We start from the raw sequence: 18,029 nt of genomic DNA, 5'->3' as shown, positions 1-18,029 counted from the left end.
AGTACATAAAACTTTACACCAGGGTGATGTCTCACCCACTGCTTAAATTCGGTAAGGTGAACCGGGGATGTTTGAACATTTTACAGATAAAGCGATCAAATCCATCATGCTGGCTCAGGAGGAAACCCGTCGCTTGGGACACAGCCTCGTAGGAACTGAGGAACTGCTGTTGGGTTTGATTGCACAAGGAACAGCTGTGGCAGCCAGAGTACTGAGTGATTTTGGTGTTACCCTCGAAGATGCTCGCTACTCGGTTGAAAACACTGTGGGTCGGGGTTCGAGAATGTTTAGCTCAGAACTCCCTTTCACCCCCAAAGCCAAAGAAGTTTTTCAGCAATCTTTCCAGGAAGCTAAGCAACTTGGACACAACTACATCGATACTGAACATTTGTTGCTAGCTATCATTAAAGACAGGAACAGCGTTGCGACTCAAGTATTGGTAAACCTGGGTGTAGACCTAACAGAATTACGCACCCATGTCATTAGTACGATAGCAGAATTAACAGCAGCAACGACTGCTAAGGGACAAGGTTCCTCGTTTATAGGGAATACTCAAAACCAGAAAGCTACCTTAGAAGAATTTGGAACTAATCTGACCAAGTTAGCTGCAGAGGGAAAACTGGATCCGGTGGTTGGTCGTCAGCAGGAAATCGAGCGGGTGGTCCAGATTTTAGGTCGTCGTAGCAAGAATAACCCGATCTTACTGGGGGAACCTGGAGTTGGGAAAACTGCGATCGCAGAAGGTCTAGCCCAACGGATTCTATCTCAAGATGTTCCAGACCTGTTGGCAGACAAACAAGTGATTAGCCTAGATATGGCTTTATTGGTTTCTGGTACTCGCTTCCGGGGAGACTTTGAAGAACGCCTCAAGCAGGTTGTGTCTGAAGTCCAGCAATCGGGGAATATTATCCTAGTCATTGACGAAATTCACACCTTAGTGGGTGCAGGTTCCTTAGAAGGGGGTATGGATGCGGCTAATTTGCTTAAGCCTGCTCTCGCTAGAGGTCAACTCCAGTGCTTGGGAGCTACTACTCTGGATGAATACCGGAAGTATATTGAGAAAGACGCAGCACTAGAACGTCGTTTCCAGCCAGTCATGGTCTCGGAACCTTCTGTAGAGGATACCATTGACATACTCCATGGTTTGCGCTCAACCTACGAGGAGTATCACAAAGTCCAGATTTCCGAGCAAGCGTTACTGGCTGCAGCTCAATTATCAGACCGCTATATCTCCGACCGTTATTTACCTGACAAAGCCATTGACCTGATTGACGAAGCTGGGAGTCGGGTTCATTTGATGCACTCAAAGCCTTCTTCAAGGGCTAGAGCAGAATCAGAGTGGGAGAGTGAGGGAATTGAAGGTAAGTTATCCCCATCTCCAACTATTCCGATTGTGGATCAAGAAGACATTGCTCAGATTGTAGCGTCTTGGACTGGGATACCGGTCAATAAACTGACGGAATCTGAATCAGCTCTGCTGCTGCACTTGGAAGAAACCTTGCACGAGCGGATCATTGGTCAAGACGAAGCTGTTACTGCTGTGTCTCGGGCAATTCGTCGGGCAAGAGTTGGATTAAAGGATCCCAATCGACCGATTGCTAGCTTTATCTTCTCTGGTCCGACTGGAGTTGGTAAGACAGAACTGGCTAAATCTTTGGCTTCCTACCTGTTTGGGTCAGAAGACAAGATGATTCGCCTTGACATGTCGGAATATATGGAACCCCACACTGTTTCCAAGCTGATTGGTTCTCCTCCAGGGTTTGTGGGTTACGACGAAGGTGGTCAACTTACCGAAGCTGTCCGACGCCAGCCCTACTCGGTGGTACTATTTGACGAAATCGAGAAAGCTCACCCTGACGTTTTCAATGTACTGTTGCAACTGTTAGATGATGGTCGCTTAACCGATGCTAAAGGTCGTACTGTAGATTTCAAGAACACAATATTAATCATGACCTCCAACATTGGTTCTAAAGTGATTGAAAAAGGAGGTAGTGCTTTTGGCTTTGAGTCATCAAATAACCAAGATGAATCTAGGTACAACCAGATCCGCACTCAGGTCAATGAAAATCTCAAAGACTATTTCCGTCCTGAGTTCCTCAACCGCCTTGACGAGATAATTGTCTTCCGTCAGCTCAAGAAGAATGAAGTTAAGGAAATTGCTGACATCCTGCTCCAGGAAATCTCTAGCTCTATACAAGAGAAAGGAATTACCCTCGAAGTCACAGAGCGATTCAAAGACCACTTAGTCACAGCAGGCTACGAACCAAGCTATGGTGCTAGACCTCTACGACGGGCAATTATGAGCTTGTTAGAAGATAGCTTAGCCGAAGCCATGCTATCTGGTCAGATTCAAGAGGGTGATACAGCAATTGTTGATGTGGATGAGCACGGTCAGGTCAAGGTATTATCTGGTAATGTCCAAAAAAGGCTGCTGCAACCAGTTGGTGTTTGCTAGTGCTAAGGAGTGATGCCAAATTTCCTTCTAGGCTGGACTTTAAAGGCTGGATCTGTAGAGGGGTTGCCTGCAATCCCTCTAATATATATATCTACATCTACATCTTTATTTTTAGTAGATATATACAGCGCCATAGTTAACCAGGAAAAAGGCTCCTCCTCATGAAGTTAGTTATTCCCGTTGCTCTACCAGAACATTCCTATGATATTGCGATCGCACAACACCTTCCTGATGGCAAGATGACCACAGGTGGCTTAGATGATATTGGGGTTTGGATGAGCCGTCTACAGTTGGGCAAAAAAGTTTTAGTGGTATCTAATCCAGCAATTTTCCGAAGATATGGGAAAAGAGCGATCGCAGCTTTGGAGTTAGTGGGATATCAGGTATCCAGCCTTACCCTGCCGGCTGGTGAACGATACAAAACTGTCAAATCTATCCAAAAGATCTATGATGTTGCCCTAGAAAACCGCCTAGAACGCTCCTCGACTCTAGTGGCATTGGGCGGTGGGGTAATTGGGGATATGACAGGATTTGCTGCTGCCACTTGGCTAAGGGGAATTAATTTCGTTCAGGTACCCACATCGCTGTTGGCCATGGTTGATGCTTCAGTTGGTGGCAAGACCGGGGTGAATCATCCCAAGGGCAAAAACTTGATCGGTGCCTTCCATCAACCACGATTTGTCTTAATTGACCCGTCGGTATTAAAAACATTGCCAGCCAGAGAATTGCGAGCAGGGATGGCAGAAGTGATTAAGTATGGGATTATCTGGGATGAAGAGCTATTTGTGAAACTAGAGGAATCGAAGCGACTTGACCAATTGCGTTACCTGAAAAAGGATTTATTAGAAACAATTCTCTCTCGGTCTTGCCAAGCTAAAGCAGATGTGGTTAGTCAGGATGAGAAAGAAGCTGGGATCAGAGCAATTTTGAACTATGGTCACACCATTGGTCATGCCGTAGAAAGCTTAACTGGCTACAAGTTAGTGAATCATGGGGAAGCGGTAGGGATTGGAATGGTAGCCGCAGGCCAGATTGCCGTGGCACTCCAGATGTGGCAGCCAGAAGATGCCGAACGCCAGGATGCTTTAATCAAAAAAGCTGGACTACCTACTCAGTTACCCAGTGGGCTAGATATTGATGCGATTATTGATACCCTGCAAACTGATAAGAAAGTAAAAGAGGGTAAGGTAAGATTTGTTTTGCCTACCAAGATTGGTGAAGTAACCTTGACAGATCAGGTGCCAACTGATGTGATTAGGGAAGTCCTTCGGCAAATACAGCAATAGGAAAGGGAGTAGGGAGTAGGGAGTAGGGAGTAGGGAGTAGGGAATCGGGAGTCGGGAGTCGGGAGTCGGGAATAGGGAGTAGCTTACAAGGGTAGGTTTTTGACAAAGGGGCGAGTAGGTAGTTTTATTGGCGTTGCGTCAGTCTTTGAATGAATAGGAGTAGAGTGGGCATCCTGCCCGCCCGAAAATATAGAGTGGGCATCCTGCCCGCCCGAAAATATAGAGTGGGCATCCTGCCCGCCCGAAAATATAGAGTGGGCATCCTGCCCGCCCGAAAATAAGGAGGAAACTGGCAAGATGCCAGTTCTACACAAGATGCCAGTTCCACGCAAGATGCCCATTCCACCAAGATGCCAGTTCCACCAAGATGCCCATTCTACAGGTGCGACCCGTGGCGAATTAAATTCGCTACAGGTCGCACCGCTCCCGACTCCCGACTCCCGACTCCCGATTCCCGACTCCCGATTCCCAACTCCCGACTCCCGATTCCCGACTCCCAACTCAAATGTCAAGGTTTGGTAACTTGTTATTAACATCTATCGAAGATGCTATGAAACCATTGATAATCGGCTAAAGGGTTTTACCCCTCATGTCACTCAATTCCTTACTGGGTAAGACTATCTTCAGGTTACCCTAGGGGGCTGAAAGGATTTGCCCACACCATTATCCATAGCAATTAGGGAAAGTTGATCGAGAAATCGCAAAATTTTGAAAATGAGCTAGGGTAGACATTGGCCGCAATCTAGTTATGAATGCTCCCCCCAACTGCTACGGGAGGTGGGGGTGTCCGTCTTGATTACAAGGGTTTATCCCTCGCGACAGGCGGCATTCGCGCCGAAAAGCCAGGACTTTTGCTGGACTTCTCCCCCAAGTCGTTTCCGCTATGGGGCTTGTATTAGAAAATTTTACCTAGAGTCTGACGTATATAAACCGACTACACAGGATTTACAGGTTTGTTTTCCCTGGCGTTGAGAGGTCGTGCCTCTAGGTTGCTCAGAATCTTGTTCTGTCCTTTACCGTACCGCTCAAGCTAAACCAATTATACCACAATAGGCAGTTCTCAGACCCCCACCTGCGTTCTCGTGGTGGGGGAATGGGTCACTCATCTTGTTCAATTTAGGGTATGGTTGCAATTGTTACACCAAAATTCCCCAAAACTATGGGCACAGGGCTTATTGCCCAACGTTAAGGGTGAAATTAAGTGACAGCTCCTAAACTGACCTTTCAGGTTCAGTGTAGGCAACAAGCGCCAATCCGGCTATTGCTTAGGAGGCGCTGGGCTTTAAGAACGGACTGCCCTCTCTTGATGCAATAGCGAGTGGGGGAAACCCCCAAGACCGCGCTGCATCGCTGCCGCTCTGTTTTCTTGGTGTTTTTTTTAAGACTGTTGTCCTGACAAACCAGCATTTAAGGCCGTAGGCCACGCTACGCGAACGGCTTTGTTTACCAGTACATATATTATAGCAATTCCATGCATACCCTGTGAAAAATTAATCCCACACTTATTATGCTGCGCGTTAAAATGTCAGGGGCTTCTTTTGCCGTAAGCTAAAAAATATGCGACCTTAGCAGTAGTGGCAATTCGTTGTAATTCGGTTCCAGTTGAGAGGCAATATTAATGAGTGATGGTATGGCATTCCTGACGGGGGCTGCCTTTGCCGGTATGGCAGCTTTGTTTCTCCTCAAAGGAGGAGGCAATATGGTGGCGAATAACCTTCCCTCTTCCCAACCCTTCCAAATTTCCCCTAACAATCCCTATAATTCCCCTTACACAGATCAACAGCCAAACCAGGCTCTAGCTTCACCGAACTTAAATAATTTAAATAATAATTTAAATAATATGCTCAATGTTGAACAGCAGCGGCGGGACACTGAGCAGCTCAAAGCTATGGTTGAGCAACAACGAGCTGAAACTGAACAGCTCAAAGCCCAACTTCACAATCAGCAGTTACTGCTAGACAATCTAACTGCTCAGGTTGATGCCAGTGTGATCAGGGCTCCTGAGCAACTAATCCCTAATCGTAAAACCACTAATCAAACGGCAAATACCCTGATGTCAGGCATACTTTGGGGACTTGGCGGTATGGCCGTAACCATTGGTGGTGGTGCCGTTGTGATTGGGGGGTTAGCCTTGCTCTCACGACCACAGCGTCCTCCTCGTACAACTTACGTCGTCCAACACCCCTACTCTAGTGTTCCTCCTTCCCTACCAGCGAGACGGCGCTCTGAGTTTATGTCTCATCAATATGATGATAGACTTTATGACCGGATCGACTACGAATAGATTCTCCACGTCTAGTCATCGTAATATAGGTCATCCTCAGAGTCTCGGAATTTCCAGGATTGCCCCAAAAGCTGCCACACTAGAGGTGCGATCGCTCCCCCAAGAAGACCAATACCAACGCTAACAGCCAAGACAACACCGATTGGCAGATCAATTGACTCGAAGACTAAAAACTTCACGGATACTTCCGTGATATTTTGGATCGAGAAAATAGCGATCGCACTAATCCAAATCGCAACTATCAGAGATGTCAGAAGTAAGCCAAGAATTCTGATATGGGAATAGTTCATTATGGTTACTAGTTTCTGGTGACTAGTGTGACTCTATGTCTTCTTTTTTCTAGCACAGTAGCCCATAGAATCCCTTTTTCCGTCAACAGGTTGATCTGGCTTGCCAACCCTGTGCCACAATTGCTGGTAAGAATAGCCCGAGGTGAGAGGGATGCCCCCACTACTCGACCAAACCACCGATCAACGCATTGTCCATGATGGCACCTGGGAACAGTTTAAGTTCATCCAGAAGGGATTTGATGGTTCTCCTGGAGTACGGCTGTTCTACTATGATGGGATAATCGAGATTCTGATGCCAGGACGGGAACACGAAATTTTTGCCAGTATCATCGGTTACTTAATCACAACCTTTCTGACGGAAAAGGGTATTTTCTTTCAGCCAACTCGTTCCATGACTCAGGAAAAAGAAGGCGTCGCCTCTGCCCAAGCTGACGAGTCTTACTGCATCGGTAGTGTTAAGCCGATTCCAGATTTGTCCATTGAAGTAGTTTTTAGCAGTGGTGGCATCAGTAAGTTAGAACGGTATCAAGCTTTAGGTGTTCCAGAGGTTTGGTTTTGGGAAGATGGATTACTAAAGCTTTATCATCTTACTGATGGTAGTTATGTCCCAATCGAGCGTAGCTTGCTACCTGGACTGAGTGAATTGGATCTTGATTGGTTCAGACGCTGTGTTTTGATGGCGGAAACCGATGCGGGAGAAGCGATTAGAGCGTTTCGTCGGCAGATTTAGCTATCAGCTTTCAGTTATCAGCTGTCAGCTTTCAGTTATCAGTTGGGTAGGGTGGGCAAATCTAGATAGTTTCTCCAAAAGTACAGTTATCATCGATATTTGCCCACCCTACTGACTAGGGCTTCGCTAATATACTTCATCATGAGTACCTAAATTAAGCAACAAAATAGCTTCTTCTTGATCTTCAGGATTTTCGATAAATTCAAATAAAATACGGTAGCTGTAGTCAATTGAACATGACCAGATATTGGATAAATCGCCTTTAAGTTTGTGGGTATGTAAGCTAGGATGAAAAGGATCTTCTGCTAACTGACGCACGGTTTTTTCAATTAGCGGTCTAAAATCTGGTCTTTTACGAATTATTCGTTTAAAACCTCGTAGGGATTGGGGTGTCCATGCTATTTTCATGGTTGATCGAGTTCTTCAAGGAATTGATCAACTGAACCAAATGTTACTTTTCCTTCTGCTAATTCTTGGTGAATTTCTTGGATTTCTTGGGATATTATGGCTCTACGTTGTAGATGGAATCGTTTGAGAAGAGTATCGAGTAATATCTCTTGCTCTTCTAAGGACAATTTTTCAACGGTTTCAATCGCTTGCTGAAAGGCTGAGGTTTTGAGCATACTTTCAAGATGATTTGCTGGTTCTTTCTATTTTATCTTTATCAGTCATCCCCTCAACCCAACCTAAAAGATCGGCTTACGCACTCAGTCGGCAGATTTAGCCGTAGAGTGGGCTGCGTCATGAGAGTTTCATCATTTGATCAGTTATCATCAACCTTTGCCCACCCTACTGACTATCAGCTAATGGGCTACGGGAACAGCTAGTCAGCCGTAGGGTGGGCTGCGTCATGGTATTTTCAACATTTGTAGAGTTATCATCGACCTTTGCCCATCCTACAAAAGCGATTGACCGTAGGTCACGCTACGCTCCGGAAGCGTTTCGGCAAAGCCGACGCTACGCGAACGCAAAGCGTGGCCATTCGCGTAGCGTGGCCTTTTGGCCAAGGCCTCAGCTTCCGCGCTTATGCGATCGCACTACGCGCAAGTCAGAAGTCAGAAGTCAGAAGTCTGCTATGACTTACGTTTCGGAGTTTAGGAATGTCAAAGATCTGAATGCGTAGTGCGATAACCTTCAACTAACTAACCTTCAACCAACTAACCTTCAACCTAATTTCAACTTAATAACCCCAAAAAAAATAGCCGCAGAAATACTTTCCACGGCTAGGAATTTTCGCTTATGCACTCAATTTTATCACCTATCCGATTTTGATCGGATGCTTTGTCCAGGGGGGAAACCCCCCCAGAAATTTAAGGTCTTAACGCCAAATCCAATATCTCATCATAATTGTAATAAATTCTCCTGGATTTCCCGTCGGCTGAAGAGGACCCCAGTCAGTAAGTTGAGCGTAGCCCAGGCCATTAAGGATATACACGGTATGGGTTATTTGCTGGCGAGACCCCTTCAAAATGTACGGAACAACGAATCCGTTTGAATTATTGTTTGAATTTGGCTGAGAGTTTTGAGGCATAGTCGAATAATTGTTTTTAGGTTAATATATATAATCATAATGATTGTAATTTAAGTTGTCAAGGGTTTTTATAATTTTTTTTGTTGAGGGGTAATTGAAAGAAAGGTAAGCTATCAGCTATCAGCATAATGCTTAATTTTTTTTTTGATCGAATGGTATAACTGAATAGGATTAAATTTGGAGATAGTATGAATAATATTTGGAAATTTTGTAGGGTGCGTTAGGCGGTTTGGTTGAGAAGATTAGATGATATAACCAAGGGTTGAAGCCGTAACGCACCATGGTATTGGTTAAGAATGGTTTGATTTCAATTTGGATATAGTATGAATAATATTTGGGAATTTTGTAGGGTGCGTTAGGCGGTTTGGTTGAGAAGATTAGATGATATAACCAAGGGTTGAAGCCGTAACGCACCATGGTATTGGTTAAGAATGGTTTGATTTCAATTTGGATATAGTATGAATAATATTTGGGAATTTTGTAGGGTGCGTTAGGCGGTTTGGTTGAGAAGATTAGATGATATAACCATAGTTGAAGCCGTAACGCACCATGGTATTGCTTAAGAATGGTTTGGTTTCAATTTGGAGATAGGATGAATAATATTTTTCAATTTTGTAGGGTGCGTTAGGCGGTTTGGTTGAGAAGATTAGATGATATAACCAAGCGTTTAAGCCGTAACGCACCGTGGTATTGGTTAATGATAGTTTGGTTTCAATTTGGATATAGAATGAATATAATTTTGGGATTTTGTAGGGTGCGTTAGGCGGTTTGGTTGAGAAGATTATATGATATAACCATAGTTGAAGCCGTAACGCACCATGGTATTGCTTAAGAATGGTTTGGTTTCAATTTGGAGATAGGATGAATAATATTTTTCAATTTTGTAGGGTGCGTTAGGCGGTTTGCTTGAGAAGATTAGATGATATAACCAAGGGTTGAAGCCGTAACGCACCATGGTATTGGTTAAGAATGGTTTGGTTTCAATTTGGATATAGTATGAATATAATTTTGGGATTTTGTAGGGTGCGCTAGGCGGTTTGGTTGAGAAGATTAGATGAAATTACCATAGTTGAAGCCGTAACGCACCATGGTATTGGTTAAGAATGGTTTGGTTTCAATTTGTATATCAATGGTGCGTTACATTTCATGCTTCGCACCCTACAAGAGCGATCGCACCAAAATGAGTTAAGCTAGCATCAACACAAAATTACAAGCAACAACAGAGGCGATCGCACGAGCTTGGGTGTGAAGTGCGGTAGCGTAACGCACCGAAGATCACCATACAGATGGTGCGTTACATTTCATGCTTCGCACCCTACGAGAGCTGGGAATACTATAAATGTGAGCATATAGCAGATCCTAATGCCCAATTATAGAAGACCTCATGTTTCCGGTGGTACATATTTTATCACTCAAGTCACTTATCAAAGAGTACCTTGGCTCTGTAGTGACATTGGCAAAAAGGCTCTCAGAGAAGCGATCGCTAAGGTAAGGGAAAAATATCCTTTTTCCATTGAGGCATTTGTTTTGTTACCAGACCATTTTCATGGTTTGTGGACTTTACCCCCTGATGATCCGGATTTTTCGGTGAGATTGCGATTAATTAAAACTTATGTTACCAAACATTATGGACAACAATTAGGGATTAATCGAGCAGTTTCTTGGTCACGACACAAGCGAGGGTAAAGCAATCTTTGGCAACGTCGTTGTTGGGAACATTTAATCCGTAATGAACGGGATTTTGCTCACCATTGTGATTATATTCATGATAATCCGGTTCGACATCGGTTATGTAAACATCCCCAAGATTGGAAGTATTCCAGTATTCATCGGTTTATCGCTCAGGGAATTTATCCAAGGGATTGGGGAAAGGATGGAAGGAAAGAAAAACCACAGGGGATTTGGGATGAATAGAATTTTTTAATTTTGTAGGGATTTCGTGAAATATATTGGCCAAAGCGAAGGCTATAACCCTTGCCCAGCAACGATTCCAGATTTTACGGATTTGACAAATGATAAAGGAATTGCTATATCTAATGAAGATAATTTGTAAATTTTGTATGTAGAGATTTTGTAGGGTGCTAAGGGCAGTTTGGTAATAAGACACGATGTTATGACAAGATTTTGAGCCGTAACGCACCGTAGTATTCGTTGATAAAAATAGATGATATTACATAATTTTAAGCCGTAACGCACCGTGGTATTAGTTACCGTGGTATTAGTTAATAATGGTTTGGTTTCAATTTGCAGATAGATGGTGCGTTACATTTCATGCTTCGCACCCTACAAGAGCGATCGCACTTAAATTTTATTTGCTCGAATGGTATAATTTAATGGGTTTCAATTTGGATATAGTATGAATAATATTTGGTAATTTTGTAGGGTGCGTTAGGCGGTTTGGTTGAGAAGATTATATGAGATTACCATAGTTGAAGCCGTAACGCACCTTGGTATTGTTTGAGAATGGTTTGGTTTCAATTTGGATATTGATGGTGCGTTACATTTCATGCTTCGCACCCTACAAGAGCGATCGCACTACAAGAGCGTACGCTCTTTATTGCATCCATCCATACCCATGCGTACGCTCTTTCATCATCGTAATAAATCCTTTCTGTATCTTTCTATATCCTTCGGGAACTCATACATCTTTTCATAGTTACACGCCTCCATGTATTCCTTAGTATCGCATTTAATTACTGGGCCGTAACCATTGCTCAAACCATTTGCTATTTTGTGTAATGCATCTGATCCGTGCCCTATAGCTGTGTGGTCTATTCTTCCTTGTTTAATGTAAACTGTTATCTCTCTATCAATTAGGACATTATTGTACTGATCTACTAAGTTATCTACTTTTAGATCACTCTTTGTTCTATCCGGATCAGCACCCCCTGAAAACACATATCCATGACAATTACCTTTGCCAAAATCCAAAACCATACAATCTTTAAATTTTTTGTATAACACAATCGATTCACATGTTGCCTTCCATTCATCAGTAAGCTCCTGTTTAACGCGCGTGGTACTATAATCTTCATCGACCTCTATCATTACATTCTCATCTTTTACCATTTTCTGGATTAGTTTGGTTGTTGAACACAATTCCTTGTCTCTTAACTCGTCTTCAACCCTACTGAACATTTTTAGATTTGGGTAAATTTGAACGTGGTTCCTGTTGGTTGTCACCTGCTCCTCTTTTAACAAAATCCTTTTTCTCTTTGTATTACCAACCGCCTCTCTCTCTGAATTCTGCTCATTTGTTTTCTCTTTTCTCCTCCCAAGCTTTTGCCAGGCCTTTTTTCCCATCTCCTCCGCTTCTTTCTCCAACCCCGTTTCCTCATTGATTTGTAACCCGAACTTTTGCCTCCCTGGCCTCACCCTCCCCTCCATCTGCTGCACCACATGCCAAGCCTCATGGGCCAAATGCTTCTCCTGCCCCGGTCCCACATGAATATCCGTCCCCTGCGCATAGGCAAGTGCATTCAACTGTGCCGGTTTGTCCGAGTTGTAATGCACCCTCACATCATCCATGGAGTAGCCAGAGAGGTTTTCAATGCCTGCTTTGAGGCGATCTGGCATGCCAGTTTTGTTTTGATTATCACTCCTCGATGCCCTCAAGCTTTCGCCAGTTATCACCGTATCCCCCGCCAACGGTTGTGCTGTCCGCTGCACCATAATCCTTTTAGGCTGCACTACCTGATGCCCACCGTGATTCGCACCTTGCCTGCTTCTTACACCAGGCTGTCCAAACGAAAACTTGGCTTGCCGCCCCATCTCTCTCCGTCCCCTTTCCGGTTGGGTTACTCCTGATTCTAAGGTGCGCATCACATTAGCACTCATACTTCCCCATTCCCCGACCGCGTTTTCCGCGTTCCACTCCCTTTCCTCTGCTTCCAATATTTCTCGATAACCTTTCCGTCTGGAGTCTTTCTTTTTTTGTTCATCTGACCACGAGGTAGAGTGAGAATATTTCGGTTTATAGGTATGAGTTGTGCGCATAGCTAGTTCCTTTTTCTTAGGTTTGTATTCTGCTATCAGCTGTCAGCCGTCAGCTAATCAATGGGAGGTAGTAAACAAGCTAGGGGGTGCTGGTACGGCTGGTTGAAAATCCCTGCTCGTTTTACACTATCCCTACAGTGCCGTAAACAGGCGTCGAACGTTGACCCATCCCCCCATCACCTGATAGCTGTTCGCTTTGCGATCGCGTAGCGCATTAGCTGACGGCTGAATGCTTACATCCCCTGTACCCTTGAAGAAAACAATATCAGTGGTAGGGTGGGCAAATTCTGTGAATCTGACCATCAGTACCGTTATCCTGTGCATTTGCTACAAGGCGTAGGGTGGGCAAATTCTGTGAATCTGACCATTAGATCAGGAATACTGTCGATTTGCCCACCCTACAAAAGACTTTTTTTGGGGAATCCTTTGGCCTTCATTAATATACAAATGCTAAAGCAGGTTAAACCTAGAATTACTTTCTCGCACCGTATAAGTAACAATTATTAACAACAATTTCTCTGCAAAGGGAATCGGGAGTCGGGAGTCGGGAATCGGGAGTAGAGGGGTAGGGTGGGCAAATACATGTCATCTGACCTTATCCTCACCGATTCGAGTCCATTTGCCCAGCCTACAACAGCTAATTTATAGCAAAGGGAATCGGGGTAGGGTGGGCAAATACATGTCATCTGACCTTATCCTCAGCGATTCGAGTCCATTTGCCCACCCTACAAGAGTTTTGAATGGTCAATTGCTGGGTTTGGATGGTACATTAGCTGCAACAGTATATTGTTTGATCAGTGATCGACACCCCCGGTCGCCATCTACTATTGGAAATTGTATATTTACTTGGAGTGGTAAGCCATGGTGAGGCAGATTGAAACCCTATCGAGATCAGCTCTGCAAACGGAAGTATCTCGCTTGCGGGAAGAGTTGCAGCTTAGAGACCAGTTAGTGCAGCAGCTGTCTCAAGAACTATTCCGGTTGGTGAAGGGTAATGCTAATTTCAAACCTCCCCAAGAGGTATCTGAGCGCCATAAGGCTCAGATGGTGGTCTTGCGAGAACAGTTGCACGATGTGGAGCAGCAGGTGGAATTTTATCAACAGCAAATTGCCACCCGTGACACGGAAATTAAGCAATTGCGGGATAATGTAGAAGAATTAACCGAGCGCTCCCGTCAGCTAGAACAAGTGGTACAAGAGCTACCAAAAATTTATCACCAGAAGTTTTCGGAACGGATGGCACCAGTTAAGGAGAAGGTGACCATGTTACAGCGAGAAAACCGACAACTCCACGCTGAACTCCAGAGTGTCAGTTACCGACTAGCGGTCAGAAGCCGCAATATCACCCGCGTTGACCTACCGAGCTTCAATCGTCAGAATGGTAGTCCAATCCCAACCTTTGGTAGTGTGTAAAAGCCTTTGGGTTAGGGGTGCCTCATCTGGTTTGTTGAAGGTTGAAGGTTGGTTTGTTGAAGGTTGAAGGTTGGTTTGTTGAAGGTTGAAGGTTGAAGGCGTAGGGTGCGTTAGGGGGGGCTCGCCGTAATTTTCCGCCTCAACGCCAGCCAAAAGATCGCCCCCCCGTAACGCACCACCGGGTCAAACTTAAACATAGGTAACACTTTCAACTACAAATGGGGAAAACAGAGAAATAACAAGCGAGAGTTAGCCACCCAATAAATTAGGTGGCCGGGGAGCGTACCGGGATTCCCATACGGCTATCGTGTCATGGAAGCTGTTTTGTCCTCCCTAGGGTTTCCAGGAACTCAGAAAGGCTTAAACCAGAATCTTTAGCCATCTCCTTTAATCCATTCCAGGCCGTTTCTGTAGTCATGACACTATAGGATTTCTTTCGTACACCATGCAAACTCGGTCTTCCAACTTTTTTCTTAGTTTCTTCTGGCATTTGCTTGACACCTTGATTATCAGGGTATATAATTATATTAACACAGCAAAAGGTCGATGCAATATGTACGGTTGTCAACAACATTTAATAAGCACGACATCTGAAAACCAAGCGGTTATAGAATTTATCTGCTCAGAGGCTAACAAATTAACAAATTGCGGAATATATTATTGCCGTCAAATGTTTTTCAAGGCTGGCAAATATCTCAATAACGCAGAATTGGACAAAATAATGAAAAGTAATGTCCACTTCAAAGCGATGAGATCAGCCTGTGCTCAACAGACATTGCATGGAGTTATTGAGTCTTTCAAGTCTTACAAAGCCCTCAAGAAGTTGTATAACAAAGGGCAGTTGGCAGATAAACCTAGAGTCCCAAAGTACCGCAAGAAGGGAGGTCTGGCTGTAGTTAGTTATCCCGCTCGGTGGGTGAAGTTAGTAAAAGGCCAACTCAAGTTTACTTTAGGAAAGCAGATTAAGGTCTGGTTTGGTATTGATCACTTCTTACTACCAATGCCATCTAATATAGACCATAATTCAATTAAAGAATATCGTTTTGTCCCTAGGAATGGCTGTTTTTATTTAGAGTTTGTATATGAAAGGCCAAATCCTGAACCAGTGACGCCAACAAATAAGGTCTTAGGCATAGATCCAGGTCTCAATAACTGGCTAACTTGTGTCTCTAACTTGGGAAAGTCTTTCATTATAGATGGCAAAAAAGTTAAGTCACAAAACCAGTGGTACAACAAACGTGTAGCTGGGATCAAGAAAGGAAAATCTCAAGACTACTGGGATGAGCGATTGGCTTCTTTGACCGAGAAGCGCAATCGGCAAATGCGTGACAACGTGAACAAGGTGGCTAGATTTATTATTAATTGGTGTCAAAGAAACCAAATTAGTACAATAGTCTTTGGCTGGAACAAGCGTAATAAAGACAGTATCAATATTGGCAAAAAGAATAATCAGCAGTTTGTACAGATCCCTACCGCTAAATTAAAGAATCGAATTGAGCAACTGTGTGTCGAGTACGGAATCAAATTTGTTGAAACCGAAGAAAGTTATACGAGTAAAGCCAGCTTTTTAGATCGCGACTTCCTACCTGTACTTGGCGAGAAACCTAAGGGGTGGGTAGCAAGCGGACAGAGAGTTTTGCGTGGACTTTATAGGTCAGGTAAAGGCGAATTGATAAATGCCGATTGCAACGGAGCTTGTAACATCCTCCGGAAAGTAGTGACACAGCTAGGGTTTCCCCTAGCCGAGGTCAGTAGGGCAGATTTGAACCTGCCACAACGATACAGACTGGATTCTCTTTCTAGATCCTATCGTGAAGCGTCACTTCGCGCGGTTTCAACCCGCGAAGTGACATCCGCGCTTGTTTCTACGTTTTTCAAAGCGTAGAGAGTTCAATTGGGGAAAACTTTCTTTTAATCTGTCAACTGGCTAACTTGTCAACTTGCCAACCCTTGGACTTGACCACCCCATATCATGAGCTACTGTCTTAATCCTAAATGCCAAAATCCCCAAAATCCCGATCAGGCCAGGTTTTGTGCCTATTGTGGAACTAGATTACGATTGGGCGATCGCTTCCGTGCTCTGAGGCTGATTAGTATTGGTGGTATGGGGCGTACCTTTCTAGGGGTGGATGAGGCAGATGATAGCAATGCTAAGTGTATCATCAAACAGTTATCCTTACAACAGCAGGATACGAACAATGCTCAGAAAGCGGCTGAGTCTTTCCGCCAAGAAGCGACTAGGCTGCAAGTGCTGGGACAACATCCTCAGATTCCGGAACTTCTGGCCTATTTTGAGGCGGATCATCAATTAGGTATTGCAGGAGAACCTGCTCTAGTCCACAAGTATATCGAGGGGGAAAGCTTAGCCACAGAACTGGAAACGGAAGGGACGTTTAGGGAAAACCAGGTTCGGCAAGTCCTGATTGAATTGCTGCCAGTGCTGCGCTTTATCCATAGTCATCAGGTAATTCATCGGGATATCAATCCCCACAATATCATTCGTCGCCCTCCTCCTGAGTCCTCTTTGTCCCAGCTACCAACACAAAAAACCAGGAAGAGGTTTTATTCTTGGGGGGGAAGGGGGAGCGAACTGTTTCTGGTGGATTTCAGCGCTGCTAAGCTGACTACAAAAACTGTGCTAGCACGAACGGGAACTATGATTGGCTCTGCGGCTTACACGGCTTCGGAACAGTTGATGGGAAAAGCGATCGCAACCAGCGATTTGTACAGTTTAGGGGTGACCTGTATTCATCTGCTTACCAACGTTCACCCCTTTGATATGTTTAATAGTCTAGAAGGGAAGTGGGTTTGGATCGATTACCTCAGGCAACCTGTCAGTGATCAGCTTATTCGCATTCTGAACAAAATGGTAGAGAATTTACCAAACCAACGCTACCAATCTGCTACTCAAGTACTCGGATCACTGGGTTTACCAGAGAATTTCGCTGCTATACCAGTAACGTCTTTATCTACAACAGTTACCCCTAAGTTTGAGACTCCTACTTGGAAATGTGTACATACCTTTTCTGAAGAATCTAGTGGAATTAATTCTATCGCCTTTAGCCCGAATGGAGAAACTATAGTTAGTGGTAGTACAGATAAAACTATCACGCTTTTTAACTGGCAAGCTAAAACAGTTGTCGCCAAACTTTCAGGACATTTAAATGTGATTGAGGCAGTTGGCTTTAGTCCAGATGGAGAAATTATCGCTAGTAGCAGTTGGGATAATACCATTAAACTATGGCATGAGTATACGGGAAATTTAATTCATACCCTTTCTGGACATTCAGGTTGGGTAAAGTGTCTGGCAATTAGTCACAATGGGCAACTTCTAGCTAGCGGTAGTGCTGATCAAACCATTAAGCTTTGGATGCTGAAGAAGGCATCATTACAGACAACTTTCTTTGGCCATTTAGGAACAGTTAATGCTGTAGCTATTAGTAAAGATGGACAACTGCTAGCTAGTGGTAGTGCTGACAAAACCATTAAGCTTTGGAATTTAGTAACTGGTAAGCTCACCGCAACGATTACTGGACATTCGGCATCGGTAGAGTCACTCACCTTTAGCCCTAGTGGTCAAATCTTAATTAGTGGCAGTGCTGATAAAACCATTAAGATTTGGTTGCTCAAGAGGGATCGGTATTTACAAATACCAAAGAAACCGTTGCTTACTCTCACAGGACATGGGCATGCTGTTAAATCTATTGCCATTAGCCCTCAAGGTAATACATTAATTAGTGGTAGTGCCGATAAGACTGTCAAAATATGGCATCCTGGTAGTGGTGAATTGCTCTATACTCTCACGGATCATTTAAGCGCTGTTACTACCGTTGCTATTAGCCATGATGGTGCTACCATTGCTAGTAGTTCTCAAGATAATACTATTAAGATTTGGCAGTTTGAGTGATTGGGAGAAAGGGAACAGGGAATAGGGAATAGGGAGTAGGGAATAGGGAATAGGGAGCAGGGAGTAGGGAGCAGGGAGTAGGAAAGAGCTCGAAAGAGTTTTTAATGTTGTGATAAATTAGCACTATTGTTCTTGAA

General features: G+C 44.1%; 20 protein-coding genes. 10 read left to right on the top strand and 10 right to left on the bottom strand.

Annotated features, from left to right (window positions below):
- Window positions 1-67: 67 nt before the first annotated feature.
- Together F6K57_RS12375 and aroB are read left to right on the top strand one after the other, a co-directional pair.
- Window positions 68-2,455 (top strand): ATP-dependent Clp protease ATP-binding subunit, encoded by a 2,388-nt coding sequence (locus F6K57_RS12375; protein ID WP_293067892.1) that lies wholly within the window; start codon window positions 68-70, stop codon window positions 2,453-2,455.
- A 161-nt stretch (window positions 2,456-2,616) separates the two neighbouring features.
- A complete protein-coding gene (gene aroB / locus F6K57_RS12370; RefSeq protein WP_293067889.1) occupies window positions 2,617-3,741 on the top strand; it encodes a 3-dehydroquinate synthase in 1,125 nt (374 codons plus the stop codon).
- Here the strand turns inward: aroB and F6K57_RS12365 are convergent.
- On the bottom strand, window positions 3,710-3,847 hold the full coding sequence (locus F6K57_RS12365) for a hypothetical protein (RefSeq protein ID WP_293025643.1): 138 nt from the start codon (window positions 3,845-3,847) through the stop codon (window positions 3,710-3,712). The two genes, aroB and F6K57_RS12365, sit on opposite strands and share 32 nt — an antisense overlap.
- Window positions 3,848-3,865: 18 nt before the next feature.
- Window positions 3,866-4,090 (bottom strand): hypothetical protein, encoded by a 225-nt coding sequence (locus tag F6K57_RS12360; RefSeq protein WP_293067886.1) that lies wholly within the window; start codon window positions 4,088-4,090, stop codon window positions 3,866-3,868.
- On the opposite strand from F6K57_RS12360, the gene F6K57_RS12355 reads away from it, so the two are divergent.
- Together F6K57_RS12355 and F6K57_RS12350 are read left to right on the top strand one after the other, a co-directional pair.
- Complete coding sequence (locus F6K57_RS12355) at window positions 4,075-4,263, top strand: hypothetical protein (protein ID WP_293067883.1); 189 nt, start codon at window positions 4,075-4,077, stop codon at window positions 4,261-4,263. The genes F6K57_RS12360 and F6K57_RS12355 overlap by 16 nt on opposite strands.
- Before the next feature lie 1,096 nt (window positions 4,264-5,359).
- The gene (locus F6K57_RS12350) at window positions 5,360-6,025 is read left to right on the top strand and encodes a hypothetical protein (RefSeq protein WP_293025637.1); all 666 of its coding nucleotides are present in this window, start codon (window positions 5,360-5,362) and stop codon (window positions 6,023-6,025) included.
- Window positions 6,026-6,036: 11 nt separating this feature from the next.
- On the opposite strand, the gene F6K57_RS12345 is transcribed toward F6K57_RS12350, so the two are convergent.
- Complete coding sequence (locus F6K57_RS12345) at window positions 6,037-6,315, bottom strand: LapA family protein (protein WP_293025635.1); 279 nt, start codon at window positions 6,313-6,315, stop codon at window positions 6,037-6,039.
- A 151-nt stretch (window positions 6,316-6,466) separates the two neighbouring features.
- Here F6K57_RS12345 and F6K57_RS12340 point away from each other — a divergent pair, with 151 nt between their 5' ends.
- Window positions 6,467-7,045: a Uma2 family endonuclease gene (locus F6K57_RS12340; protein WP_293025633.1), complete on the top strand. Its 579-nt coding sequence runs from the start codon at window positions 6,467-6,469 to the stop codon at window positions 7,043-7,045.
- 126 nt (window positions 7,046-7,171) lie between these two features.
- On the opposite strand, the gene F6K57_RS12335 is transcribed toward F6K57_RS12340, so the two are convergent.
- Both F6K57_RS12335 and F6K57_RS12330 read right to left on the bottom strand, forming a co-directional pair.
- Entirely contained in the window at window positions 7,172-7,453 is a 282-nt protein-coding gene (locus tag F6K57_RS12335; protein WP_293025631.1) for a type II toxin-antitoxin system mRNA interferase toxin, RelE/StbE family, read from the bottom strand.
- On the bottom strand, window positions 7,450-7,668 hold the full coding sequence (locus F6K57_RS12330) for a hypothetical protein (protein WP_293025629.1): 219 nt from the start codon (window positions 7,666-7,668) through the stop codon (window positions 7,450-7,452). Before F6K57_RS12330 ends, F6K57_RS12335 begins: the two co-directional genes overlap by 4 nt.
- A 227-nt stretch (window positions 7,669-7,895) precedes the next feature.
- On the opposite strand from F6K57_RS12330, the gene F6K57_RS12325 reads away from it, so the two are divergent.
- Both F6K57_RS12325 and F6K57_RS12320 read left to right on the top strand, forming a co-directional pair.
- The gene (locus F6K57_RS12325) at window positions 7,896-8,168 is read left to right on the top strand and encodes a hypothetical protein (RefSeq protein WP_293025627.1); all 273 of its coding nucleotides are present in this window, start codon (window positions 7,896-7,898) and stop codon (window positions 8,166-8,168) included.
- Between the two features lie 1,770 nt (window positions 8,169-9,938).
- Window positions 9,939-10,262, top strand: a complete 324-nt coding sequence (locus F6K57_RS12320; RefSeq protein WP_293025625.1) for a transposase — start codon at window positions 9,939-9,941, stop codon at window positions 10,260-10,262.
- Window positions 10,263-11,168: 906 nt separating this feature from the next.
- On the opposite strand, the gene F6K57_RS12315 is transcribed toward F6K57_RS12320, so the two are convergent.
- The 3 genes from F6K57_RS12315 to F6K57_RS12305 form a co-directional block, all read right to left on the bottom strand.
- On the bottom strand, window positions 11,169-12,152 hold the full coding sequence (locus F6K57_RS12315) for a DUF4157 domain-containing protein (protein ID WP_293067876.1): 984 nt from the start codon (window positions 12,150-12,152) through the stop codon (window positions 11,169-11,171).
- Window positions 12,153-12,704: 552 nt separating this feature from the next.
- Window positions 12,705-12,875 (bottom strand): hypothetical protein, encoded by a 171-nt coding sequence (locus F6K57_RS12310; protein ID WP_293025621.1) that lies wholly within the window; start codon window positions 12,873-12,875, stop codon window positions 12,705-12,707.
- Window positions 12,876-13,075: 200 nt separating this feature from the next.
- Window positions 13,076-13,258, bottom strand: a complete 183-nt coding sequence (locus F6K57_RS12305; protein WP_293025619.1) for a hypothetical protein — start codon at window positions 13,256-13,258, stop codon at window positions 13,076-13,078.
- A gap of 175 nt (window positions 13,259-13,433) precedes the next feature.
- On the opposite strand from F6K57_RS12305, the gene F6K57_RS12300 reads away from it, so the two are divergent.
- The gene (locus F6K57_RS12300) at window positions 13,434-13,985 is read left to right on the top strand and encodes an Npun_F5560 family protein (protein WP_293025617.1); all 552 of its coding nucleotides are present in this window, start codon (window positions 13,434-13,436) and stop codon (window positions 13,983-13,985) included.
- A 310-nt stretch (window positions 13,986-14,295) separates the two neighbouring features.
- Here the strand turns inward: F6K57_RS12300 and F6K57_RS12295 are convergent, their stop codons facing one another.
- Window positions 14,296-14,475 (bottom strand): hypothetical protein, encoded by a 180-nt coding sequence (locus F6K57_RS12295; protein ID WP_008183384.1) that lies wholly within the window; start codon window positions 14,473-14,475, stop codon window positions 14,296-14,298.
- Here F6K57_RS12295 and F6K57_RS12290 point away from each other — a divergent pair, their 5' ends adjacent.
- Complete coding sequence (locus F6K57_RS12290; RefSeq protein ID WP_293025614.1) at window positions 14,476-15,870, top strand: transposase; 1,395 nt, start codon at window positions 14,476-14,478, stop codon at window positions 15,868-15,870. It begins immediately after the preceding gene.
- An 87-nt stretch (window positions 15,871-15,957) separates the two neighbouring features.
- Window positions 15,958-17,892, top strand: coding sequence for a WD40 repeat domain-containing serine/threonine-protein kinase (locus F6K57_RS12285; RefSeq protein WP_293067870.1), 1,935 nt, complete (start codon window positions 15,958-15,960; stop codon window positions 17,890-17,892).
- Here the strand turns inward: F6K57_RS12285 and F6K57_RS12280 are convergent.
- On the bottom strand, window positions 17,870-18,016 hold the full coding sequence (locus F6K57_RS12280) for a hypothetical protein (protein ID WP_293025610.1): 147 nt from the start codon (window positions 18,014-18,016) through the stop codon (window positions 17,870-17,872). The two genes, F6K57_RS12285 and F6K57_RS12280, sit on opposite strands and share 23 nt — an antisense overlap.
- Between the last annotated feature and the right edge of the window lie 13 nt (window positions 18,017-18,029).

The organism is Moorena sp. SIO4A5 (genome assembly GCF_010672005.1).
Classification (GTDB): Bacteria; Cyanobacteriota; Cyanobacteriia; order Cyanobacteriales; family Coleofasciculaceae; genus Moorena.
This window is presented reverse-complemented; position numbering and strand designations above follow the sequence as displayed.